The sequence below is a fragment of the Streptomyces sp. NBC_00377 genome, assembly GCF_036075115.1.
In the GTDB taxonomy this organism is placed as follows: domain Bacteria; phylum Actinomycetota; class Actinomycetes; order Streptomycetales; family Streptomycetaceae; genus Streptomyces.
The window spans coordinates 7,070,392-7,092,471 of sequence record NZ_CP107958.1 but is presented as its reverse complement, the minus strand read 5'-3'; the positions used below and the strand labels follow the sequence as shown (position 1 = coordinate 7,092,471).

The following is a 22,080-nucleotide window of genomic DNA, read 5'->3' as shown; positions in this document are numbered from 1 at the left end:
CCTTCGGGTCTTGTGTCCAGGTCCCTCAACTGACCCTTGGCGCCTTGTGTCCGGCGCCCCGCATCCGCACCTCCGCCGGGAGCCTCGCCAGCGCCGCCGACTCCCGGGCGTGGGTCAGGGCCCGCGCCGTCAGGTGGTCCAGGGCCGTCGCCGGGTCCACGTGGGGCTCCAGCAGCAGGCGGACCCGCGCGGCGGGCGCCTCCCTGCTGCCCGTCAGGGCCACCTGGGCGTGGGCCACGCCGTCCAGTCGCCCCGCCTCGCCCGCGAGTACGCCCTCCAGGGCGCGGCCCCGCAGCAGCGCTCCCGCGCCGTCGCCTGTGTCGACCAGGAGCTCCCCGAGGCGACGACGGCGCAGAACCGCGGTCAGCCACCACAGGGCCAGCAGGACGAGAAGGGCGAGGACCGCGATCACCGTCGGCCACCACCAGGCGTCGGCGCGCCAGCGGGTGCGTTCGGCGGCGGTGAGCAGGCGGTCGTGGGGTCCGTCGTGCAGCCACCAGGACGGCGCCGGGACGCCCAGGCCCACGGCCAGCACGGCGCCGCCCACGGCGAGCAGCACCAGTCCGACGAGTGCGAGGAGCACGCGGTTCACGGTTCCCGGCATCATCCTCACCTCTTCTTCGCCGGTCGCCGTACGTGGAGGGTCAGGTTGAGCGGCCTGACCAGTCCCAGACCGCGGATCGCGTCGTCGAGGACGGCGTCCAGGTCGGCGCGGACGTCCTCCAGGTCGCGGAAGTGGGAGAGCGCGCGGACGTCGGCCCTGCGGCGGCCCGTGCGCACCCGTACCGACTGCACGCCGGCGACCTCCATGGCCCGGTCGCGCAGCACCAGTGAGGCCGCGCCCCGGTGCAGGCCCGCCCGGACGTCCGGGTGGGTACGGCGCATCGGCAGCAGATCCCGCAGGCCCGGGGTGGCGGCCAGGAGGATCAGCCACAGCCCGAGGGCCGCCACGACACCGGCGCCCACCAGTACCCAGATGTCGTCGAGGGGACGCTCGGCGAGCTGCCGGGCGAGTCCCCTCCGCCAGGCCGACGCCGAGCGGTGGGCGCGGACGGCGGCCACGTCGTAGAGGAAGGCCCCGGCGACGACCAGCAGCAGTGCCGCGACGACACCGGCCGGAACGCGACGCGCCGACCAGAAGCGGTGCTCGGCGGGACCCGGCGCGCCGGGGCCGTCGTCCTGCGTGGGTTTCTCCAGAACGGGCACTGTGCCCTGCAAGCCTCCGGGCTCGCTCATCGCGTCCTCCCGTGCGCCACGCCGGAGGTCTCTGTCAGGTGCAGCCGCTCCACCTGGACGGCGACCTCCGGAACCTCCATTCCCACCAACGCGCCTACCCGCTCGGTGACATGCCGACGCACACGGTGACAGCGTCCGCCGATATCGGTCGGGTAGCCGAGTTCGAGGTGGACCCGGACGCGTGCGGCCTCATGGTGGACGACAACGGTGGCGTGCGGGCCGGCGGCGGCGCCCGGCAGGGGGCCCACCGCCTCGCGCGCGGCCTGGGCCGCGATCTTGGCCACGACCCGGTCGGCGATGCGGGTCGCGCCGCGTTCGCCCGGGGGAACGGCGGACGGGCGTCGCCCCGCGGCGACGCTCCCCTCGTCCACGGGGGTCACCGGCGCCGGTCATCGCGGGTGCGGAAGAAGTCGCCGAGTTCCAGGTCCCCTTCGAGGAACCGGCCGACGACGGACCCGATGGCGCCCAGTGCCGCCACCAGCAGGAAGGCCCCGAACCCGCCGAAGTATCCGGCGAAGCCCAGTGCCATGCCGGCGATCATGCCGGCCACGGCCATGCTCAAGGTGATCTCCCCTCGGCGGTCCGGTCACCCGGCCGTCCGTGCGTCACTGGATCCGGGGCTCCGGCTCCTCGTCCTCTTCGTCGGGCAGTTTGACGTCGCTCACGGCGATGTTGACCTCGACGACCTCCAGTCCTGTCATCCGCTCAACGGCCGCGATCACGTTCTCCCGCACGGCCTGGGCGACATCGGCGATGGCCACGCCGTAGTCGACGACGATCTCCAGGTCGAGCGCGGTCTGCACCTCGCCGACCTCGGCCTTCACGCCTCGGGTCACCGACTTCGAACCGCCGGGCACGCGGTCCCGTACGGCGCCGAAGGTGCGGCTCAGTCCGCTGCCCATCGCGTGGACGCCCAGGACGTCCCGCGCCGCGAGGCCGGCGATCTTCTCCACGACCCCGTCTGCGATGGTGGTCCGTCCTCGGGTGGACGGGTCCCCACCGCCGCGTCTGGTCGTCTTGCGGGTCCCCAGCGGCTCGGTGCCTCCGTCGGGCATCTGCGTCCGCTGCTGCTCCGTTGCCTCGGTCATCGCCGTACGTCCTTACGTCCGGTTCGTTCGTTCCCCTTCGACCACGGTAAGCGCGGTTGCCCCGATGCGCCCCGGGGATGCGGCAGGCTGGAGCAATGACGGCGGACGGATGGACGAGCGCGGTACGGCATCAGCTGGCCCTCGGCAGACTGCTGCCGCTGGGCGGGCCGCGGGACGGCGCGTGGATCACGGGGGTCGCGGCCGAGGCGGTGCTGCGGCGGGCGGCGCGGAGCGTGGAGGGCGTGCGGCTGGGCACGCTGGAGATCGCGGGGGCCGACCCGGCGGGGGTGTACGAGCCCGCGGTGCCGCCCCCACCCGGCGCCCTGCCGCCCGGGCCGCTGCGGGTGACGGCCGACATCGCCGCGTACGCGTCCGAGCCGCTGCCGGCGACGGCGTCGCGTCTGCGCTCGGCGCTGGCGGCGGCCGCGACGGAGCGCCTCGGTCTGGCGGTGTCGAAGGTGGACCTGCGGGTGACGGCCCTGCTGGACGAGGACCCGGAACCCGAGGCGGCACAGCCCGCTCCGGAGCCGCCGCCCGTCAGGACGGCACAGCACGGCGACGAGGCGCGTGCGACCGTCGCCGCGTTGTCCGTGCCGGGGGTGACCCGGTTGACCGATGTCATCGGCAGGGCGGTACGCATCGAGGAGCGGGAGCACGCGACCGCCCTGCCGCGCCGTCACGCGCGCGTGGAGATCGCGGTGAACGCGCACCACCGGGCCGTGGACGTGGCCCGGGAGGTGCGCAGGGTGGTGTCGGAGGTGCTACGGGATCACCCGACGGTGACCGTGCTGGTCACGGCGGTGGAGTGACCGGGGTCCGCGAGGACCCGGCTCACTCGCCGATGCCGGCCAGGTCCCGCAGGCGGCGGCCCTGGGCGGCGCGCTCGGCGGCGCGCTGCTCGTCGTAGGTCCGGTCCCCGGCGCCGCGCAGCAGCGCCTTGGTCTCGATGACGGCCTCGCGGGGCGCGGCCAGGATCGCCGCGGCCAGCTCGTGAGCGGCGGTGTCGAGCTCCTGCGCGGGCACGGCGAGGTTGGCGAGCCCGGAACTCACCGCCTCCTCGGCGTGCACGAACCGGCCGGTCAGGCAGATCTCGGCCGCGCGGCCGTAGCCGACCAGGGAGACGAGGGGGTGCGTGCCCGTGAGGTCCGGTACCAGGCCGAGGCTGGTCTCGCGCATGGCGAACTGCACGTCGTCGGCGACGACGCGCAGGTCACAGGCGAGTGCCAGCTGGAAGCCCGCACCGATGGCGTGGCCCTGGACCGCGGCGATGGACACGAGGTCGTTGCGCCGCCACCAGGTGAAGCCCTCCTGGAACCCGGCGATGGCGGCGTCGAGTTCGGCGTCGCCACTGCGTGCGAGCTCGATGAAGGACGGCTCGCCGTCGATCCCCTCGGGCGTGAACATCTGCCGGTCGAGCCCTGCGGAGAAGGATTTGCCCTCGCCGCGGAGCACGACCACGCGGACGGAGCCCGGCACCAGCCGACCGGCCTCGGCGAGCGCCCGCCACATCGCGGGGCTCTGCGCATTGCGCTTGGCCGGGTTGGCCAGCGTCACCGTGGCGAGCGCGTCGTCCACGGTGAGCCGTACGCCGTCCTTGTCGAGCAGGGGAACGAGTTCCTGGCCGGGCGTGGCCATGAGGCGCCTCCGATGGTGCGGTCAGCTAGCGGTCGGCTAAGTGACTGCACAGTAACCACCCGGTCGATCCGATGTCCCGCCGGGCCCCTTCAAGGCCAGGAGGGAGAACGACCGGGTGGTCACCGAAGGCGTTGAGCCGTCCCGGATCAGGACGAGGCGGCCTTCTTGCCTCGGGTCGCCCCGCCACGCCCACGCAGCGTGACGCCCGACTCGCTGAGCATCCGGTGAACAAAGCCATACGAGCGACCGGTTTCCTCGGCCAGCGCCCGGATGCTCGCACCGGAGTCGTACTTCTTCTTCAGGTCTGCCGCGAGCTTGTCGCGCGCGGCGCCGGTCACCCGGCTGCCCTTCTTCAGAGTCTCGGCCACCCGTGCCTCCTCATGGGAAGTGCGCTCTGGTCCTCCTCATGATCACCCCTCCGGCTCGCGATGGCCACCCATTCGGCAAGGTCCGTGCCACAGGCTTTTGACGACAGGAGCGCGTCCCCACAAACGGAACCTGTGATTCCAACGGGTGTTGTTCGTGGGGCCGAACGGGTTCTCCTGCGAAGTGGCAGGTCAGAGACGCGCGACGGCCGATCCCTTGTCGACAAAGGGATCGGCCGTGAAATCGATGTAGGACACACCTCGATACGAGGAGATCTCACACAGATGATGGATCACCGGTGGGCCGAATGATCCAGACGAATGATCCACCCCCGTGGATCACGCGGCGAACCACCGTGCGGGGCACGCGGCGGACCCTCCGGCGGACCGCTGGGCGGACCGCCTGACGGCCCCCCGCCGGTGCCCGGTCAGGCCAGGGCGACCAGATCCGCGTAGTCGGCGCCCCACAGGTCCTCGACACCGTCGGGCAGCAGGATGATCCGCTCGGGCTGGAGCGCCTCCACGGCACCCTCGTCGTGGGTGACGAGGACGACCGCGCCCTTGTAGGTGCGCAGCGCGCCGAGGATCTCCTCGCGGCTGGCCGGGTCGAGGTTGTTGGTGGGCTCGTCGAGCAGCAGCACGTTGGCCGAGGAGACGACGAGGGTGGCGAGCGCCAGCCGGGTCTTCTCACCACCGGAGAGGACGCCGGCGGGCTTGTCGACGTCGTCGCCGGAGAACAGGAACGAGCCGAGCGTCTTGCGGACCTCGACCAGATCCAGGTCCGGGGCGGCGGAGCGCATGTTCTCCAGGACCGTGCGCTCCGGGTCGAGGGTCTCGTGCTCCTGCGCGTAGTAGCCGAGCTTGAGGCCGTGGCCTGCGACGACCTCGCCGGTGTCGGGCTTCTCGGCGCCGCCGAGCAGCCGCAGGAGGGTCGTCTTGCCGGCGCCGTTCAGGCCGAGGATGACGACGCGCGAACCCTTGTCGATGGCCAGGTCGACGTCGGTGAAGATCTCCAGCGAGCCGTAGGACTTCGACAGGCCCTCGGCCATCAGGGGCGTCTTGCCGCAGGGCGCGGGCTCGGGGAAGCGGAGCTTGGCGACCTTGTCGGACTGGCGGACCGCCTCCAGGCCGGAGAGCAGCTTGTCGGCACGCCGGGCCATGTTCTGCGCGGCGACCGTCTTGGTGGCCTTGGCACGCATCTTGTCGGCCTGCGAATGCAGTGCGGCGGCCTTCTTCTCGGCGTTCTGCCGCTCGCGCTTGCGGCGCTTCTCGTCGGACTCGCGCTGCTGCTGGTAGAGCCGCCAGCCCATGTTGTAGACGTCGATCTGGGAGCGGTTGGCGTCCAGGTAGAACACCTTGTTGACGACCGTCTCGACCAGGTCGACATCGTGACTGATGACGATGAAACCGCCGCGGTACGTCTTGAGGTAGTCGCGCAGCCAGACGATCGAGTCGGCGTCGAGGTGGTTCGTCGGCTCGTCGAGGAGGAGCGTGTCCGCGTCGGAGAACAGGATGCGGGCGAGCTCGACGCGGCGGCGCTGACCGCCGGAGAGCGTGTGCAGCGGCTGGCCGAGCACCCGGTCGGGCAGGTTGAGCGCGGCGGCGATGGTGGCGGCCTCGGCCTCGGCGGAGTACCCGCCCTTGGTGAGGAACTCCGTCTCCTGGCGCTCGTACTGACGCATCGCCTTGTCGCGGGTGGCACCCGAGCCGTTCGCGATCCGCTGTTCGTTCTCCCGCATCTTGCGGATCAGGACGTCCAGGCCGCGGGCGGAGAGGATGCGGTCGCGGGCCAGCACGTCGAGGTCGCCGGTGCGGGGGTCCTGCGGGAGGTAGCCGACCTCGCCGGAGCGGGTGACCTGCCCGGCGGCCGGGATGCCCTCACCGGCCAGGACCTTGGTCAGCGTGGTCTTGCCGGCGCCGTTGCGCCCGACCAGACCGATGCGGTCGCCCTTGGCCACACGGAAGGAGGCGTTCTCGATGAGGATGCGGGCACCGGCGCGCAGCTCGATGCCGGAGGCGGAGATCACGGACAGACTCCAGTGCGAAGGTCGTTGGCGGGTTGGGCGGCTGAGGACGTTCCCGCCGTCTAGTGCGCGAGGAGAATGGCCATGAGGCCAGTCTAACGGGATCGTGCAAGCACTTTTTCTGGGTTCAGGTGTTCGATCTTCACGGGCCGCCGCTTCCCCGTGGGTCCGCTTCCGGCGTCCGCTTCTCCCTGCGTCCGGTTTCCGTGCTCCTGCCGGATTCCCGTCCCGGCGGCGTTGTCGGTGGGGGGTGCGAGACTGGGCAGCGGGTGACGAAACCGGCATCGATCACGAGGGAGTGATCCGTATGGCAGGCACGACCAGCGCGCGGCCCGGCATCTGCCCGACGGTGTTGTACGCCGACGCGAAGGCGGCCGTCAGACAGCTCACGGAGGCCCTGGGGTTCACGGAGCTGTCCGTGTACGAGGGCGAGGACGGCTCGATCGTGCACGCCGAGCTGGCGCAGGGCAACGGCGCGGTGATGCTCGGCTCGAAGGGCCGCGGCGGTGTCTTCGACACGGCGATGAAGGACGCGGGTCCGGCCGGGGTGTACGTCGTGGTGGACGACGTGGACGCACACCACCGGCGGGCCGTGGAGCACGGCGCGGAGATCCTCATGCCCCCGACGGACCAGGACTACGGCTCCCGGGACTACATGGCCAGAGACCTCGAGGGCAACATCTGGAGCTTCGGCACCTACGCCCCCGAGATACAGGGCTGACGACCGCTCCGGAGCCCCAGCGGGCCGCTCCGCGAGCGTGCGGAGGCGGGTGCGGAACTGATTCAGCTGCCTCCGGTGTGCACCTGGAAGGCGGCCCGGCGTACGGCCTTGGCCAGCGCCGGGTCGGGGTGCGCGGCGGCGAGTGCCACCAGTACCTGCACCGTGCGCGGATGCCCGACGGCCCGCACCTCGGTCAGCAGCGCGGGGACCGTCGGCTGCAAGGCCGACTCGAGGTGACGCACGAGCATCGGCGCCTCCCCGTGGTCGGCGACGGCCGCGGCGGTGTCCACCCACAGCCAGGTGGCCTCCTGGCGGGTGAGCACCTCGTGGGCGTCCTCCGGGTCGACTCCGTCGTGCTCGGCGAGCCAGAGCAGCGCGTAGGGCCGCAGGGCCGGTTCGTCGACGACCGCGCGGACATCGGGCTCGGCGGGGGCGCCGACGACGCGCAAGGCCTCGAAGGCGAGGCCGCGCAGCAGGGCGTCGTCGCCGCGGGCGGCGAGGAGCAGTTCGGCGACGGCGCTGCCGACGGTACGGGCGGCGAGCCAGGCCCGGTACTCGGCTCGGGCCGCGTTCGGACGCAGTTGGGCGCAGCCGCGGAGCATGGCCTCGGCCGACTGCTCGATGTTGCCGGCGGGGCTCTGCGCGGCGACGCAGATCTGCTCCAGCTTGACCCAGACCGCCCAGCTGCCCAGCGGTGTGAGCGTGGCCTGTCCGCCGCCGCAGGTGAGGGCGCCCACGGCGGCGAGGGCGTGCAGCGCCCAGTCGAGGAGGGGGGCGAGTTCGGCGTCCTGGGCGGGCTCGGCCGGGTCGGCGTCGGCGGAGAGGACCGGGGCGATCGGCGTCGCGGGTTCCGAGCCGGCGCTGTAAGGCACCTCGCAGCGCTCGGTGCGCAGTTCGGTGACGCGCTGGCGGAGCAGGTCCAGGAGCTGCTCGACGGGGACGGGCCCGGCGGAGAGCTGGAGGAAGGACAGGACCTGGGGCATGGCCGAGACGACCTCGGCGACGGCGCCGGGCTCCTGGTCCTCCGGCTCCGGGGAGGCGAGCGACCACGCGTCGAACAGGGCGACCCAGCCGCGCAGGACGGCGCTGTCGTCGCGGTTCCAGGCGCGCAGCCGCCAGCCGGGCCGGGCGCTGTCGCCGTGCACCTCGACGAGCCCGGCGAGGCGTGCGGTGTCCCAGTCGGCGCGGATCCGATCCGTGGTCAGGCCCAGATCGGCGGCGGCCCGTTCGGCGGTCGCGTCGGAGAGCGTGGCCTTGCCGTCGGCCGTGGCCGCGTCCCGGCCGGGGCCGAGGGCGTTGTCGGCCCAGCGGGCGACGCGGGCGGCGGCGGCCAGTCCGGAGCGCGCCATTCTGGCCAGCTCCGCCGGGGCCGGGGTGCCCTCCGGGGGGCGGGGGGCGGGGCGGCGCGGGCGCCGCTCGTTCACAGCTGAGGGTGCGGCGGCCAGGGGTCGCGGGCGGACGAGTCGAAGCCTGGAGTCGCGCGGGATACGGGACGTCACGGGTGCAGTCTTCCGGTTGACGGTCCGAAAACCCAAACGGAATGTCACGGCGGGCTACGGGACTGGCCAAGGCACCGGCTCTCGCGCGGGACGGGGAGACGCCTTCAGGCCAGTGGTACGGGCTTGAACGGAACCGTCGGCAGCGGTCGAGGAACCCGTCGCGAACCCACCGGAGCGGACTCACGGACGAGCCCCACGCACGGCGCCGGATCACATCAGCGGGGTCAGGAAGCGGCGCAGTGCCTCCTCGTAGGCCGCGGGGTCGGGATTCCACATGGCGCCGTGCGGGGCGTGGCGGACGGTGTGCAGGGTGACCAGCTCGGGGCGGCGGGCGGCGAGGCGGCGTGAGGCGCTCCAGGGAGCGACGGCGTCGTCGGGGCCGTGCAGCACGAGGGTCGGGACCTTCAGCCGGCCGGGGTCGGCGGCCGTGTCGGCGTGACCACCGGGGCCCCGGCCTCCGGGGCCGGTGTGCAGGCCGGTGCGGCCCTCGGCGGCGCGGACGGCCAGCGGCAGCAGCGCGCCGGGGGTGTGCCGGGCGGCGGCGAGGGCGCGCACCGTCGTCCGCCAGTCGAGGACCGGGGAGTCCAGCACCAGCCCGGAGACGATGTCGCGCAGCCCGGAGTCGGCGGCGGCGCGCAGCGCCATGGTGGCCCCGGTGGACCAGCCGAGCAGGACGACGCGTCGGGCGCCGTGCCGGACGGCGTACCGCATCGCGGCGTCCAGGTCGCGCCACTCGGTCTCGCCCAGGTGGTTGAGGCCGTCCGGGGAACGGGGTGCGCCGAGGTCGCCGCGGTGGGCCAGGGCGAGCACGGGGAAGTGGCGGCGGTGCAGGAAGCCCATGAGGTTCAGGGCGTGTTCCCGGGTGGTGCCCAGGCCGTGCACGGCGATCACCCAGGTGTTGCGCGCCCCGGGTACGAACCAGGCGGGCAGGTTGCCCAGCTCGCCCGGGATGTCGACGTCGGCGTGGTCGAGCCCGAGGGCGCTGGAGGGGTTGCCGACATGGAGGTTGGGGGTGAGCCAGACCGCGTCGCCGGGGTTCAGGCTGCCGTGGGTGACCCGCTCCAGGCGGCGCACGACGGTGTCGGCGGAGTGCGGGGCGGTGGGCAGGAGGGGGCCCAGGACCGCGTGGGAGCCCTTGCCGGAGAGGCCGTAGGTGCCGGGGCGCAGCGTGGCCAGGTCACGGGTGAGGGTGATCTGGCCGGCGGCCGTGCCGTGCACGGTGAGCCGGGGTTCGGTGGGCAGGGGCCGGCCGGGCGGTGCCTTCAGCGCGGCGTCGCTGGCCAGCCGGCCGGCGGCGACGCTGGCGGCTCCCGCGGCCAGGGCTGCGGTGACGGCGGCGGCCGTCGCTCTGACAGTGCGCACGCGTCCAGTGTCCTGGCCCGCCCTCCTCCCGGCCAGTGGTGGAGCCCGGCCGAAGGGGCCCGGGGGCAGGCGCGGCCGGGCGCGGCCGGGTGAGGACCGCTCGTCCGCGCCTGTCCGGGCGGCCGGGCGGCGGGTCAGTGGCGCTGCCCGTACCCGCGCAGCCGTTCGCCCGCCTCCCCGATCTGTTCCTCCGTCAGGAGCGAGGGGCTCAGGCCCGGTACCGACGCGGCCGTCAGCCACAGGCGGCACATCCACTCCAGTTGGGCCGTGCGGTCGTAGGCCTGGTCGAGGGTGGTGCCGTGGGTGAGCGTGCCGTGGTTCTGAAGGAGGCAGCCACTGCGTCCTTCGAGCGCCCGGAGCACGTTCTCGGCCAACTCGTCGGTGCCGTAGAGCGCGTAGGGGGCGACCCGGACCGGGCCGCCGAGCGCGCCCGCCATGTAGTGGACCCTGGGGAGCTCGGTGACGAGGGTCGAGACGGCGGTCGCGTGGACGGCGTGGGTGTGGACGATCGCTTCGGCGTCCGTGGTGCGGTAGACGGCCAGGTGCATGGGCAGCTCGCTCGTCGGGCGCAGGCCGCCGAGCACCTGCCGGCCGGTGAGGTCGACGCCCGTCACGTCGTCCGGGGTGAGCCGGTCGTAGGGCACGCCCGACGGGGTGACCAGCACGGTGTCGCCGACACGTACCGAGACGTTGCCCGAGGTGCCGACGACCAGCCGGTCGGCCACGGTGCGGCGGGCCGCCGTCACGAGCGCCTCCCAGGCCCGTGCCTCCTCGGGGACGGCGTGTCTGCCGCGCCGCCCGTCCGTGCCCGGTACGCCGTCCCGGTGATCCCGGGTGTCCCCCTGCTCGCGTCGCTGCTCAGCCATGCCGCGATCCTGCCAGGAGCCGCAGGGGGCTGCCGCCGGCCGTGGGTGTGCGGGCCGGAAAGCGGCCGCCTCGCTGTTCCCGGCCGCCTGCTGCGCCGCCCTGCCGGAGGGGAGCTCGGACACGGAGCCCGGGACACGTCGTTTCGTACACGACGGGCGCGGACCCGACACGACGACAGGGGCCTCATGCACGAGGGCGGCGGTCCCGTCATGCGGTGGCTGCGGCCGCGAAGGCGGTGGCGTCGGCCGGCGCCGGGACGGCGGGATCGCCGCACGGACGGGCAGCCGCTCCCAGGGGGTCGGTGCGCCGCGGATCACGCCCTGTGGGCGGCCCGTCACGGGGTGACCGATGTCTCTCGGGGTGCCGTTGGAGCGAGCCGTCGGGGTTCGCGAAAGGCAGGCGTCCGTACGGCGCTTGCCCCGTCCCGCGCCGGGTGCCGGGGCGCTCCCGCCGACCCCCTCGCACGGACACCCGGACGCCCTGCTCAGTTCATCTTCCGTTCACCCAGATTGCCTACGGTCGACCTGCCAATGACTTCGAACGATTGCCTGGGTAAATGGAAAGCTTCTCGCTGATCCTCGCGATTGTGGTCGTAACCGCACTCGCGTTCGATTTCACGAACGGTTTCCACGACACCGCCAACGCGATGGCCACCACCATCTCGACCGGTGCACTCAAGCCCAAGGTCGCGGTGGCCATGTCCGCCGCGCTGAACCTTGTGGGCGCTTTCCTCTCGGTGGAGGTCGCCAACACGATCTCCAAGGGTCTCGTCGACGAGACCGGCATCCGTCCCGAGGTCATCTTCGCCGCCCTGGTCGGCGCGATCCTCTGGAACCTGCTGACCTGGCTGGTGGGCCTGCCCTCCAGTTCCTCGCACGCCCTGATGGGCGGTCTGATCGGCGCCACCATCGCCTCGGCCGGTACGGGCGCGGTGCACGGTGACGCCCTGGTCACCAAGGTGCTGATCCCGGCGATCGCGGCACCGATCGTCGCGGGAGTCGCGGCGATGCTCGCGACCCGCCTGTCCTACACCCTCGGCAAGAAGGCCGACGGCAAGGCGGCGGCCAAGGGCTACCGCACGGGCCAGATCGCCTCGGCCGGCCTGGTGTCCCTCGCGCACGGCACCAACGACGCGCAGAAGACGATGGGCATCATCACCCTGGCCCTGGTCGCCGGCGGCGCCGTGGCCCCCGACTCCGACCCGCCCACCTGGGTCATCCTCTCCGCCGGCATGGCCATCGCCCTCGGCACCTACCTCGGCGGCTGGCGCATCATCCGCACCATGGGCAAGGGCCTGACCGACCTCCAGCCGCAGCAGGGCTTCGCCGCCCAGACCAGCGCGGCCACGGTCATCCTGGCCTCCTCCCACCTCGGTTTCTCCCTCTCCACCACCCACTCGGTCTCCGGTGCGGTGATGGGCGCGGGACTGGGCCGCAAGGGCGGTGTGGTCCGCTGGTCGACGGCGACCCGCATGTTCGTCGCCTGGGGTCTGACGCTCCCGGCCGCGGCCCTGGTGGGCGCGCTCGCCGAGTCCGTCACCGACCTCGGCGACTGGGGCACGGCCGTCGTCGCGGTCTTCCTGATCGCCTCCAGCGCGGCCATCTGGAAGATCTCCCGGCGCGAGGTCGTCGACGCCTCGAACGTCAACGCGGCCGAGGAGCCGGCGGGCGTCATCACGACGGCGATCGCCGTCGTCACCCCGCCGCCCGTGGGCATCCTCGCCGAGGACCTCGCCACGGACCTGACGGCCACGATCCCCGGCCCCGCCGTCGAGCCCGCGACCCCCGCCGCTCCCCCGGCCGCGGCCGTCTGAGTCCGCGCACCCGGTACGAAGGAAGAGAAGCAGCATGAAGATCGACTGGGCAGCCCTGGGCTCCGTCTTCGGCGTCAGCCTCGTGGTCACCGTGGGCCTCGTGGCCCTGTTCACCCTCGGCGTCATGGGCCTGTCGCGGCAGGAACGGGCGACGGCCGAGGGCGGCTCGGCCACCCTCGCGGTGACCGGCGCGTACGCGTGCTTCGCGGCCTGCGCGGCGGCGGTGGCCTACGGGATCTCACTGATCGTCGCCTGACACATCACATCGACGAGCGAGGGGTGCGGGACGGATCACCGTCCCGCACCCCTCGTTCGTCGTGACCCGTTGCCTGTGACCCCGCCGATCGGGCCCGTGTGGGGTTCTGCACACTCTCCCCCCGCAGGTCAACAGCAAGTTGACGGCCCTTCCGGGCCCGTGGTGGACTGCCCGGGCCATGTACGGCGGCAGAAGAGGAAGCCGGTGTGAATCCGGCGCGGTCCCGCCACTGTCACCGGGGTAGAAACCCCCGGGAGCCAGGAACTCTCGCCGCCGGTCTCGTCGAACCAGGGCGTGGACACCCTGAGTGAGGACATATCGCCATGCTCGCTGGGCCGTTGAGGTACCCCGCAAGGTCGCTGCCCGACCGCACGGCCGGCTGAGCCGATGCGTGCCGATCGCCTCTACGCGTACGGCGCCGCCACCGGCCTTCTGGGCGACCTGCTGCTCGGCGATCCGCGCCGCGGGCATCCGGTCGCCGCGTTCGGGCGGGCCGCCGGCGCCGTGGAGCGGCTGCTGTGGCGTGACCACCGGGGATGGGGCGCCCTCCACGCCGTCGTCTGCGCCGGTGGGGCCGCGGGCCTGGGAGCCGTGGCCGAGAAGGCCGTACGGCGCTCCCCCGCCGCTTCCGTCGCTCTCGTCTCCGCCGCCGCCTGGGCCGTCGTCGGGGGCAGTTCCCTCGTCCGCGAGGCCCGGGCCGTCGGACGGGCCCTCGAGGCGGGGGATCTCGAGGCCGCCCGGGAGCGGCTGCCCCATCTGTGCGGACGTGACCCGCAGGCACTGGACGCCGACGGGATCGCCCGCGCGGTCGTGGAGTCCGTCGCCGAGAACACCTCCGACGCCGTCGTGGGTGCCCTGGTGTGGGGCGCCGTGGGCGGGGTGCCGGGGCTGCTGGGGTTCCGGGCCGTCAACACCCTGGACGCCATGGTCGGGCACCGCTCGCCGAGGTATCTGCGCTACGGGTGGGCCGCCGCCCGCCTCGACGACGTCGCCGGCTGGCCCGGAGCCCGGCTGACCGCCGCGCTCGCCGCCGTCGCCGGGGACGATCCGCGGGGCGCGCTGCGCGCCTGGCGTGCCGACGCCCGCCGGCATCCGAGTCCCAACGCGGGGCCGGTGGAGGCGTCCTTCGCGGGCGCCCTGGGAGTGCGGCTGGGCGGGACCCTGTCGTACGCCGGGCGGGTGGAACACCGGCCCGTCCTGAACGGGACCGCCGGGCGGCCCGTCGTCGTCCGCGACATCGAACGCGCCGCACGGCTCTCCCGCCGCGTCGGCCTGCTCGCGCTCGGCGTGACCGTCGCCGCGCGAGCGGTCACCCCACGCGTCGCCGCCACGCGCTCCGTCACGAAGGACCCATTGAAGGGCGGTACGTCATGAGCGGGGGTCCGGGCGGAGGTCTCCTCGTCGCCGGCACCACCTCCGACGCCGGCAAGAGCGTCGTCACGGCCGGTATCTGCCGGTGGCTGGTGCGGCAGGGGGTGAAGGTCGCACCGTTCAAGGCACAGAACATGTCCCTCAACTCGTTCGTGACGCGGGAGGGCGCCGAGATCGGGCGGGCGCAGGCCATGCAGGCGCAGGCCTGCCGGGTGGAGCCGACCGCGCTGATGAACCCCGTGCTGCTCAAGCCGGGCGGAGAGCAGAGCAGCCAGGTCGTGCTGCTCGGCAAGCCGGTGGGCGAGATGAGCGCCCGTGGCTACCACGGCGGGCGGCAGCAACGGCTCCTCGGAACCGTTCTCGACTGCCTCGCCGAGTTGCGGGGCACGTATGACGCGGTGATCTGTGAGGGGGCGGGCAGTCCGGCCGAGATCAACCTGCGGCGGACCGACATCGTGAACATGGGGATCGCGCGCGGCGCGCGGCTGCCCGTGCTCGTCGTCGGCGACATCGACCGCGGGGGCGTCTTCGCCTCCTTCTTCGGGACCGTCGCCCTGCTCTCGCCCGAGGACCAGGAGCTGGTCGCCGGGTTCCTGGTCAACAAGTTCCGGGGGGACGTCTCCCTGCTGGAGCCGGGCCTGGACATGCTGCACGGGCTCACCGGCCGGCGGACCTACGGCGTACTGCCGTTCCGGCACGGGCTGGGGATCGACGAGGAGGACGGCCTGAGGGTGTCGCTGCGGGGGACCGTGCGGGAGTCGAACACCGCCCCGCCCGTCGGTGAGGACGTGCTGCGGGTCGCCGTCTGCGCGGTGCCGCTCATGTCCAACTTCACGGACGTGGACGCGCTGGCCGCCGAACCCGGCGTGGTCGTGCGGTTCGTGGACCGGCCGGAGGAACTGGCCGACGCGGACCTGGTGGTGATCCCGGGGACCCGGGGCACCGTGCGCGCCCTGGAGTGGCTCCGCGAGCGGGGGCTGGCCGAGGCCGTCCTGCGCAGGGTCGCCGAGCAGCGGCCCGTCCTCGGCATCTGCGGGGGTTTCCAGATCCTCGGCGAGCACATCGAGGACGAGGTCGAGAGCCGGCTCGGACAGGTGGAGGGCCTCGGAGTCCTGCCGGTCCGGGTGCGGTTCGCCCGCGAGAAGACCCTCACCCGGCCGGTCGGGGAAGCCCTCGGCGAGCGGGTCGAGGGGTACGAGATCCATCACGGGGTCGCCGACGTCACCGGCGGGGAGCCGTTCCTCTCCGACGGCCGCGGGCAGGCCCTGGACGGCTGCCGGGTCGGGCAGACCTGGGGCACGCACTGGCACGGCTCACTGGAGTCGGACGGATTCCGGCGGGCCTTCCTGCGCGAGGTGGCGGCCGCCGCGGGCCGTCGTTTCGTGCCCGCCGCCGACACCTCGTTCGCCGCGCTGCGCGAGGAGCAGCTCGACCGGCTCGGCGACCTGATCGAACAGCACGCGGACACCGACGCGCTCTGGCGGCTCATCGAGTCGGGCGCGCCACAAGGACTGCCTTTCATTCCACCGGGAGCGCCCGCATGAGCACAGTGTTGTTGTTGTCGACCGCCGACACCGATCTGCTGGCGGCGAGGGCCGCCACCGGTGCCTCGTACCGGATCGGCAACCCGACCCGGGTGGACGTCGCCGCGGAACTCCCCGCGCTCCTCGACGGCGCGGACATCGCGGTCGTCCGGCTGCTCGGCGGCAAGCGCGCCTGGGAGGACGGGCTCGCCGCGCTCAGGGCGTCCGGCGTGCCGACCGTGCTGCTGGGCGGCGAGACCGTGCCCGACGCGGAGCTGATGGCCGAGTCGTCGGCGCCCGCCGGTGTGGTGGCGGAGGCGCTGCGCTATCTCGTGGAGGGCGGCCCGGCCAACCTGACCGAACTGGCGCGCTTCCTCTCCGACACCGTGCTGCTGACCGGCGAGGGGTTCGTCGAGCCGCGGAAGATGCCCGAGTACGGCGTCCACGGCGAGCGTCCCTTCGTGGAAGGCCGGCCGACCGTCGGGGTGCTCTTCTACCGGGCGCACGAACTGAGCGGCAACACCGCGTTCGTGGACACGCTGTGCGACGCCGTCGAGGCGCGCGGTGCCAACGCCCTGCCCGTGTACTGCGGTTCGCTGCGCGGTGCGGACCCGGGGCTGTACGAGATCCTCGGGCGGACCGACACCCTCGTCGCCACCGTCCTGGCCGCCGGCGGCACGCACGCCTCGCATGCCTCGGCGGGCGGGGACGAGGAGGCCTGGGACATCGGCGCTCTCGCCGACCTCGACGTCCCCGTCCTGCAAGGGCTCTGCCTCACCTCGTCGAAGAGCGCGTGGGAGGCGTCCGACGCCGCCCTCTCCCCCATGGACGCGGCGATGCAGGTCGCGATCCCGGAGTTCGACGGGCGGATCATCACGGTCCCCTTCTCCTTCAAGGAGCAGGGCCCGGACGACGTCCCGGTGTACATCGCCGACCCCGAGCGGGCCGGACGCGTCGCCGGGATCGCCGTCCGGCACGCCCGGCTGAGGCACAAGCCGAACAGCGAGAAGAAACTCGCGCTCGTCTTCACCGCCTACCCGACCAAGCACTCGCGGGTCGGCAACGCGGTCGGCCTCGACACCCCGGCCTCGGCGGTGCGGGTCCTCGACGCGCTGCGGGACGCGGGCTACGGCGTCAGCGGGCACCCCGACGACGGCGACGAGCTGATCCACCGGCTGATCAACGCCGGTGGTCACGACGTCGAATGGCTCACCGAGGAGCAGCTGGCCGCCGCGCCCGCGCGGGTGCCGCTGGCCGACTACCGGGCGTGGTTCGACAAGCTCGACCCCGCGCTGCGCGACGGCATGCTCCAGGCGTGGGGCGAGCCGCCGGGTTCGCTGTACGTCGACGGGGACGACATCGTGCTGGCCTCCCTCCGGTTCGGGAACGTCGTCGTGATGATCCAGCCGCCGCGCGGCTTCGGCGAGAACCCGATCGCGATCTACCACGACCCCGACATGCCGCCCTCGCACCACTACCTGGCGGCCTACCGCTGGCTGGAGAACAGTTTCGGCGCCGACGCGATCGTCCACATGGGCAAGCACGGCACGATGGAGTGGCTGCCGGGCAAGGGGCTCGGGCTGAGCGGGGGCTGTGCCCCGGACGCCGTCCTCGGTGATCTGCCGCTCGTCTACCCCTTCATCGTCAACGACCCCGGTGAGGGCACCCAGGCCAAGCGGCGCGGGCACGCCACCGTCGTCGACCATCTCGTGCCGCCGATGGCGCGCGCCGACACCTACGGCGACCTGGCCAAGCTGGAGCAGCTCCTCGACGAGTACGCGCTCGTCTCCGACCTGGACCCGACGAAGGCGCCGGCCGTGCGCGCGCAGATCTGGACGCTGGTCAAGGCGGCGGAGCTGCACAACGACCTGCATGTGGAGGAGCAGCCGGGCGACGACGACTTCGACTCGTTCGTCATGCACATCGACGGCTATCTGTGCGAGATCAAGGACGTGCAGATCAGGGACGGGCTGCACATCCTCGGTGGCGGTCCGGTCGGCGAGGCGCGGGTCAACCTCGTGCTGGCGGTGCTGCGCGCCTCACAGGTGTGGGGCGGGCAGGCGAACGCGCTGCCGGGTCTGCGGGCCGCGCTGGCCGCGCACTTCGGGCTGGCCGAGAAGGAGTTGCTCGCCGAGCCGGGTGCGCCGGTGAAGGTGCCGGTCGAGCTGACGGACCTCGTCGAGGGGCCCGCGCGTACCGGCGCCGACGCCGTCGACCTGCTGGAGCAGCTGTGCCGGCGGATCGCGGAGGGCGCGGAGGAACGCGGGTGGGAGGTCTCGGGGAGCCGGGACCTCGTGCGTGAGGTGCTGGGCGTCGAACTCCCGGACGCCGTCGCGGTGCTGGAGTTCGCGTGCTCCGAGGTAGTGCCGCGGCTCGCCCGTACCACCGACGAGATCGGGCACATCCTGAAGGCCCTGGACGGCGGTTACGTCCCGGCCGGCCCGTCGGGCTCGCCGACCCGCGGGCTGGTCAACGTGCTGCCGACCGGGCGCAACTTCTACTCGGTCGACCCCAAGGCCATTCCGTCCAGGCTGAGTTGGGAGGTCGGGCAGGCTCTCGCGGACTCCCTCGTGCAGCGCTACCTCCAGGACACCGGCGCGTACCCCAAGTCCGTCGGCCTGACCGTCTGGGGCACCTCGGCGATGCGCACCCAGGGCGACGACATCGCCGAGATCCTGGCGCTGCTCGGCTGCCGCCCGGTGTGGGACGACGCCTCGCGCCGGGTGACCGGGTTCGAGGTGGTGCCGCTGGCGGAGCTCGGCCGGCCGCGCATCGACGTGACCGTCCGCATCTCCGGTTTCTTCCGGGACGCGTTCCCGCACGTGGTGGGGCTGATCGACGACGCCGTGCGGGCGGTGGCCGAGCTGGCCGAGCCCGCCGAGTCCAACTTCGTGCGCGCCCACGTGGACGAGGACGCCGCCGCGCACGGCGACCGGCGGCGCGCGACGGCCCGGGTCTTCGGCTCCAAGCCGGGGGCCTACGGGGCGGGGCTGCTGCCGCTGATCGACGCCCGCAACTGGCGCTCGGACGCGGATCTCGCCGAGGTGTACGCCGTCTGGGGCGGCTACGCCTACGGGCGCGGACTCGACGGACGGGCCGCGCGCGGGGACATGGAGACGGCGTTCAGGCGGATCGCCGTCGCCGCCAAGAACGTGGACACCCGCGAGCACGACCTCGTCGACGCCGACGACTACTTCCAGTACCACGGGGGCATGGTCGCCATGGTCCGCCACCTCACGGGCGCCAGCCCCGAGGCGTACGTGGGTGATTCGGCGACGCCGGACCAGGTGAGGACACGCACCCTGGGCGAGGAGACGCACCGGGTCTTCCGGGCCCGGGTGGTCAACCCGCGCTGGATGGCGGCCATGCGCCGGCACGGCTACAAGGGCGCCTTCGAGATGGCGGCGACCGTCGACTACCTCTTCGGCTACGACGCCACGGCCGGGGTGGTCGACGACTGGATGTACGAGAAGCTCAGCGCCGAGTACGTCTTCGACGCGGAGAACCGGGACTTCATGAAGAAGTCCAACCCGTGGGCCCTGCGGGGCATCACCGAGCGGCTCCTCGAAGCCGCCGACCGCGGGCTGTGGGCCGAGCCGGACGCCGAGACGATCGAGCGGCTGCGCGCCACCTACCTGGAGCTGGAAGGCGACTTGGAGGGCGACGAGAAGTGAGTACCCCGTTCCCGTTCACGGCCGTCGTCGGCCAGGACGACCTGCGGCTCGCGCTGCTGCTGAACGCCGTCTCGCCGAAGGTGGGCGGTGTGCTGGTCCGCGGTGAGAAGGGCACCGCCAAGTCCACGGCCGTGCGCGCCCTGTCGGCGCTCATGCCCACGCTGGACGTCATCGCCGGCTGCCGGTTCTCCTGCGACCCGGACTCCCCCGACCCGGCCTGCCCGGACGGCCCGCACGAGCCGGGCGCGTTCGAGACCCGGCCGGCCCGGATGGTCGAGCTGCCCGTCGGCGCCTCCGAGGACCGGCTCGTCGGCGCCCTCGACATCGAGCGGGCGCTCGCCGAGGGCGTCAAGGCCTTCGAGCCGGGGCTCCTCGCGGACGCGCACCGCGGGATCCTCTACGTAGACGAGGTCAACCTCCTCCACGACCACCTGGTCGACCTGCTGCTCGACGCGGCCGCGATGGGCGCCTCGTACGTGGAACGCGAGGGCGTCTCCGTGCGCCACGCCGCGCGGTTCCTGCTCGTGGGAACCATGAACCCGGAGGAGGGCGAACTGCGGCCGCAGTTGCTCGACCGGTTCGGTCTCACGGTGGAGGTGGCCGCCTCGCGCGAGCCCGACCAGCGGGTGGAGGTCGTCCGGCGGCGGCTCGCCTACGACGACGATCCGGACGGGTTCGCCGCGCGGTGGGCGCAGGAGGAGAGCGCCGTACGCGGGCGGATCGTGGCCGCGCGCCGACTGTTGCCGTCGGTTCGGCTCGGCGACGGCGCGCTGCGGCAGATCGCGGCGACCTGCGCCGCCTTCGAGGTGGACGGTATGCGGGCCGACATCGTGATGGCACGGACCGCGGTCGCGCTGGCCGCCTGGGCCGGGCGGACCGACGTGCTCGCCGAGGACGTACGGCAGGCGGCGCTGCTCGCGCTGCCGCACCGCAGGCGCCGCAACCCGTTCGACGCGCCCGGGCTCGACGAGGACAAGCTCGACGAGACCCTGGAGGAGTTCGCGGGCCCGGACGACGAGGAGCCCGATCCCGACCCCGACGGGCCGGGCGGCGGGGACGGCGGGCCGCCGCCGCGCAGCGACGGTGACGGTCCCCAGGGCGACGACACCGGCGCCGCTCCCGAGGCCGAGGAGGCCGGCGGGAGCGAAGGGGCCGGCGAGGGCGGGCAGCCGCAGCCGGCCGGTTCCGGGGCCGGGGAGCAGTCCGCGGTGAGGGCCGCCGAGCCGTTCCGTACGAAGGTGCTGAGTGTGCCCGGGATCGGCGAGGGCGCCACCGGACGGCGGTCTCGGGCGCGGACCGAGCACGGTCGGACCACCGGGGCCCGACGGCCCCGGGGCGCCCTCACCAAGCTTCACCTGGCGGCGACCGTGCAGGCCGCCGCCCCGCATCAGCGGACGCGGGGGCGGTCCGGGCCGGGACTCGTGGTGCGCCGGGACGATCTGCGTCAGGCGACCCGGGAGGGCCGCGAGGGCAACCTCGTGCTGTTCGTCGTGGACGCCTCCGGGTCGATGGCCGCCCGGCAGCGCATGAGCGCGGTGAAGGGCGCCGTGCTGTCGCTGCTGCTCGACGCCTACCAGCGGCGCGACAAGGTCGGTCTCGTCACCTTCCGGGGGGCGGCCGCGGAGGTCGCGCTGCCGCCCACCTCGTCGGTGGACGCGGCCGCCGTACGGCTGGAGTCGCTGCCCACCGGTGGTCGGACGCCGCTCGCCGCCGGGCTGCTCAAGGCCCACGACGTGCTGCGGGTGGAGCGGCTGCGCGATCCCGCGCGGCGGCCCCTGGTCGTCGTGGTGACCGACGGGCGGGCGACCGGCGGTCCCGAGCCGGTCGCTCTCGCCGGTCGGGCGGCACGGCTGTTCGCCGCCGAGGGGATCGCGTCCGTGGTCGTCGACTGCGAGTCGGGGCCCGTGCGGCTGGGACTCGCGGGGCGGCTCGCGGGCGAGCTGGCGGGTACGGCGGTGACGCTGGACGAGCTGCGGGCGGACTCCATCGCCGGGTTGGTCAGGGACGTGCAGGGGACTTCGAGGAGGGCCGCGTAATGCCTCAGGGACAGCCGAGTGTGGTGCCGGACGACGGACTGACGACCCGGCAGCGCCGTAACCGGCCGCTGGTCGTCGTGCACACGGGGGTGGGCAAGGGCAAGTCCACCGCCGCGTTCGGGCTGGCGCTGCGCGCCTGGAACCAGGGGTGGCCGATCGGGGTGTTCCAGTTCGTCAAGTCGGCGAAGTGGAAGGTCGGCGAGGAGAACGCGCTGCGGGTGCTGGGTGCTTCCGGCGAGGGCGGTTCCGTCGACTGGCACAAGATGGGCGAGGGGTGGTCCTGGGTCCAGCGGGACCTCCAAGGTGACAACTCCACGAACGAGGAGAAGGCCCGCGAGGGCTGGGAGCAGGTCAAACGCGATCTCGCCGCCGAGACGTACAAGCTGTACGTGCTCGACGAGTTCGCCTATCCGATGCACTGGGGATGGGTCGACGTAGACGAGGTCGTCTCCGTGCTGCGGGACCGGCCGGGCACCCAGCATGTCGTGATCACCGGGCGCAACGCGCCCGGGAAGCTGGTCGAGTGCGCCGACCTCGTGACCGACATGTCCAAGGTCAAGCATCCGATGGACGCGGGGCAGAAGGGGCAGCGAGGTATCGAGTGGTGACG

20 protein-coding genes and 1 riboswitch are annotated in these 22,080 nt (G+C 73.3%); of the genes, 9 read left to right on the top strand and 11 right to left on the bottom strand.

Annotated features, from left to right (window positions below; all coding sequences use genetic code 11):
- Window positions 1-25: 25 nt before the first annotated feature.
- The 5 genes from amaP to OHS71_RS31465 are packed head-to-tail and all read right to left on the bottom strand — an operon-like array spanning window position 26 to window position 2,324.
- The gene (gene amaP / locus OHS71_RS31485) at window positions 26-604 is read right to left on the bottom strand and encodes an alkaline shock response membrane anchor protein AmaP (protein WP_328484706.1); all 579 of its coding nucleotides are present in this window, start codon (window positions 602-604) and stop codon (window positions 26-28) included.
- A gap of 5 nt (window positions 605-609) precedes the next feature.
- Window positions 610-1,236, bottom strand: a complete 627-nt coding sequence (locus OHS71_RS31480; protein ID WP_328482709.1) for a DUF6286 domain-containing protein — start codon at window positions 1,234-1,236, stop codon at window positions 610-612.
- The gene (locus OHS71_RS31475; RefSeq protein ID WP_328482708.1) at window positions 1,233-1,616 is read right to left on the bottom strand and encodes an Asp23/Gls24 family envelope stress response protein; all 384 of its coding nucleotides are present in this window, start codon (window positions 1,614-1,616) and stop codon (window positions 1,233-1,235) included. Before OHS71_RS31475 ends, OHS71_RS31480 begins: the two co-directional genes overlap by 4 nt.
- A complete protein-coding gene (locus tag OHS71_RS31470; protein ID WP_328482707.1) occupies window positions 1,613-1,798 on the bottom strand; it encodes a hypothetical protein in 186 nt (61 codons plus the stop codon). Before OHS71_RS31470 ends, OHS71_RS31475 begins: the two co-directional genes overlap by 4 nt.
- A gap of 43 nt (window positions 1,799-1,841) precedes the next feature.
- Window positions 1,842-2,324 carry an Asp23/Gls24 family envelope stress response protein gene (locus tag OHS71_RS31465; RefSeq protein WP_328482706.1) on the bottom strand — a complete coding sequence of 161 codons (483 nt, stop codon included), beginning with the start codon at window positions 2,322-2,324 and terminating at the stop codon, window positions 1,842-1,844.
- Between the two features lie 95 nt (window positions 2,325-2,419).
- On the opposite strand from OHS71_RS31465, the gene OHS71_RS31460 reads away from it, so the two are divergent.
- The gene (locus OHS71_RS31460) at window positions 2,420-3,133 is read left to right on the top strand and encodes a nucleopolyhedrovirus P10 family protein (protein WP_328482705.1); all 714 of its coding nucleotides are present in this window, start codon (window positions 2,420-2,422) and stop codon (window positions 3,131-3,133) included.
- A 22-nt stretch (window positions 3,134-3,155) separates the two neighbouring features.
- Here OHS71_RS31460 and OHS71_RS31455 read toward each other — a convergent pair whose 3' ends face one another.
- The 3 genes from OHS71_RS31455 to abc-f form a co-directional block, all read right to left on the bottom strand.
- Window positions 3,156-3,959: an enoyl-CoA hydratase/isomerase family protein gene (locus OHS71_RS31455; RefSeq protein ID WP_328482704.1), complete on the bottom strand. Its 804-nt coding sequence runs from the start codon at window positions 3,957-3,959 to the stop codon at window positions 3,156-3,158.
- 146 nt (window positions 3,960-4,105) lie between these two features.
- The gene (locus OHS71_RS31450; protein ID WP_004002281.1) at window positions 4,106-4,327 is read right to left on the bottom strand and encodes a helix-turn-helix domain-containing protein; all 222 of its coding nucleotides are present in this window, start codon (window positions 4,325-4,327) and stop codon (window positions 4,106-4,108) included.
- 425 nt (window positions 4,328-4,752) lie between these two features.
- Window positions 4,753-6,351 (bottom strand): ribosomal protection-like ABC-F family protein, encoded by a 1,599-nt coding sequence (gene abc-f / locus OHS71_RS31445; RefSeq protein WP_328482703.1) that lies wholly within the window; start codon window positions 6,349-6,351, stop codon window positions 4,753-4,755.
- A gap of 304 nt (window positions 6,352-6,655) precedes the next feature.
- Between abc-f and OHS71_RS31440 the strand changes: the two genes are divergently transcribed.
- Window positions 6,656-7,069: a VOC family protein gene (locus tag OHS71_RS31440; RefSeq protein ID WP_328482702.1), complete on the top strand. Its 414-nt coding sequence runs from the start codon at window positions 6,656-6,658 to the stop codon at window positions 7,067-7,069.
- Between the two features lie 62 nt (window positions 7,070-7,131).
- On the opposite strand, the gene OHS71_RS31435 is transcribed toward OHS71_RS31440, so the two are convergent.
- The 3 genes from OHS71_RS31435 to OHS71_RS31425 form a co-directional block, all read right to left on the bottom strand.
- A complete protein-coding gene (locus OHS71_RS31435; protein ID WP_328482701.1) occupies window positions 7,132-8,568 on the bottom strand; it encodes a hypothetical protein in 1,437 nt (478 codons plus the stop codon).
- Window positions 8,569-8,778: 210 nt separating this feature from the next.
- Window positions 8,779-9,930, bottom strand: a complete 1,152-nt coding sequence (locus OHS71_RS31430; protein ID WP_328482700.1) for an alpha/beta hydrolase — start codon at window positions 9,928-9,930, stop codon at window positions 8,779-8,781.
- 134 nt (window positions 9,931-10,064) lie between these two features.
- On the bottom strand, window positions 10,065-10,796 hold the full coding sequence (locus OHS71_RS31425; RefSeq protein WP_328482699.1) for a class II aldolase/adducin family protein: 732 nt from the start codon (window positions 10,794-10,796) through the stop codon (window positions 10,065-10,067).
- Between the two features lie 557 nt (window positions 10,797-11,353).
- Here OHS71_RS31425 and OHS71_RS31420 point away from each other — a divergent pair.
- The 7 genes from OHS71_RS31420 (at window position 11,354) to cobO (ending at window position 22,078) form a co-directional block, all read left to right on the top strand.
- The gene (locus OHS71_RS31420; protein ID WP_328482698.1) at window positions 11,354-12,610 is read left to right on the top strand and encodes an inorganic phosphate transporter; all 1,257 of its coding nucleotides are present in this window, start codon (window positions 11,354-11,356) and stop codon (window positions 12,608-12,610) included.
- Window positions 12,611-12,644: 34 nt separating this feature from the next.
- Window positions 12,645-12,866, top strand: coding sequence for a hypothetical protein (locus OHS71_RS31415; protein ID WP_328482697.1), 222 nt, complete (start codon window positions 12,645-12,647; stop codon window positions 12,864-12,866).
- 146 nt (window positions 12,867-13,012) lie between these two features.
- Window positions 13,013-13,152: riboswitch (cobalamin riboswitch) on the top strand.
- A gap of 101 nt (window positions 13,153-13,253) precedes the next feature.
- A complete protein-coding gene (locus OHS71_RS31410; RefSeq protein ID WP_328482696.1) occupies window positions 13,254-14,240 on the top strand; it encodes a cobalamin biosynthesis protein in 987 nt (328 codons plus the stop codon).
- The gene (locus OHS71_RS31405; RefSeq protein ID WP_328482695.1) at window positions 14,237-15,781 is read left to right on the top strand and encodes a cobyric acid synthase; all 1,545 of its coding nucleotides are present in this window, start codon (window positions 14,237-14,239) and stop codon (window positions 15,779-15,781) included. The genes OHS71_RS31410 and OHS71_RS31405 overlap by 4 nt, the downstream gene beginning before the upstream one ends.
- A complete protein-coding gene (gene cobN, locus OHS71_RS31400) occupies window positions 15,778-19,434 on the top strand; it encodes a cobaltochelatase subunit CobN (protein ID WP_328482694.1) in 3,657 nt (1,218 codons plus the stop codon). Before OHS71_RS31405 ends, cobN begins: the two co-directional genes overlap by 4 nt.
- Window positions 19,431-21,470 (top strand): putative cobaltochelatase, encoded by a 2,040-nt coding sequence (locus tag OHS71_RS31395; protein ID WP_328482693.1) that lies wholly within the window; start codon window positions 19,431-19,433, stop codon window positions 21,468-21,470. The genes cobN and OHS71_RS31395 overlap by 4 nt, the downstream gene beginning before the upstream one ends.
- On the top strand, window positions 21,470-22,078 hold the full coding sequence (gene cobO, locus OHS71_RS31390; RefSeq protein WP_328482692.1) for a cob(I)yrinic acid a,c-diamide adenosyltransferase: 609 nt from the start codon (window positions 21,470-21,472) through the stop codon (window positions 22,076-22,078). Before OHS71_RS31395 ends, cobO begins: the two co-directional genes overlap by 1 nt.
- Window positions 22,079-22,080 lie beyond the last annotated feature (2 nt).